Here is a 1,006-nt window from a genome sequence, read left to right on the forward strand (position 1 = left end):
TTATCAGGGACGTTACAGACGATGACGTAGATAGGCCACAGGTGCAAGTGCAGTAATGTATTCAGCCGAGTGGTACTAATCTCCCGAACGCTTATATTGAGAAGATCTCTCAAATAAAGGGTATTGTAGTTTTAGGACTATGTTCTTTTCTCCGTATATGTTAGACATATAACGTGCAAGAAGTGTTGGAGGATATGCTTCGGACACGAGAAAGAGATAGCGAAGAAGTCGGATAGGGAAACGAACGAGACAAGAGAAACGAAGACACCGACGGACTTGCGAAGCCAATAAAGGTGGCTATAGCATCGGGGATCCACCTCTAACCATTCCGAACAGAGCAGTTAAGCCCGATCACGCCGATGGTACTATGCAAATGGGAGAGTAGGTAGCCGCCACTTGAAGAGAAGGAGAGAGGCATGAACCGTAACAGGAACATGGCTCTCTCCTTTGTTTTTGCAGGTTGGCCGGTTTTGAGAAAATAAAGGGAATATTTTTCTTGGATTTTGCCGTATAAATTTTCGTTGGGTGTTGTTTAATCGAAATATTGTTGTAACTTTGCACCCACGAATGGGAGATACCTGTTTGTAAAGAAGTAAAGATCATAGACATATTGGACAATATACAACAAGTAGTACAAGGGACACTCCATTATAAAATGGATATAGTGACCCTGTCAATTACCTGATTATATAAATAGGAAGGAAGTAATACTGAGCATAGGAATAAAATAGAAACAAAATGACAAAGAAGAGTTTGATCCTGGCTCAGGATGAACGCTAGCGATAGGCTTAACACATGCAAGTCGNAGGAATAAAATAGAAACAAAATGACAAAGAAGAGTTTGATCCTGGCTCAGGATGAACGCTAGCGATAGGCTTAACACATGCAAGTCGAGGGGCAGCATTATTTCAGCTTGCTGATTTAGATGGCGACCGGCGGATGGGTGCGTAACGCGTATGCAACTTACCTGTCAGAGGGGGATAACCCGGAGAAATTCGGACTAATA

At 42.6% G+C, this 1,006-nt stretch carries 3 rRNA genes; all 3 read left to right on the forward strand.

The features are described 5' to 3' along the window. Positions 1 to 100, forward strand: a 23S ribosomal RNA gene (locus HQ43_RS09990); the annotation flags it as partial. 189 nt (positions 101 to 289) lie between these two features. Next, a 5S ribosomal RNA gene (rrf, locus tag HQ43_RS03690) occupies positions 290 to 398 on the forward strand. Between the two features lie 431 nt (positions 399 to 829). Further along, a 16S ribosomal RNA gene (locus tag HQ43_RS03695) occupies positions 830 to 1,006 on the forward strand; the annotation flags it as partial.

The sequence above is a fragment of the Porphyromonas canoris genome (genome assembly GCF_000769115.1).
GTDB classification, from domain to species: domain Bacteria; phylum Bacteroidota; class Bacteroidia; order Bacteroidales; family Porphyromonadaceae; genus Porphyromonas_A; species Porphyromonas_A canoris.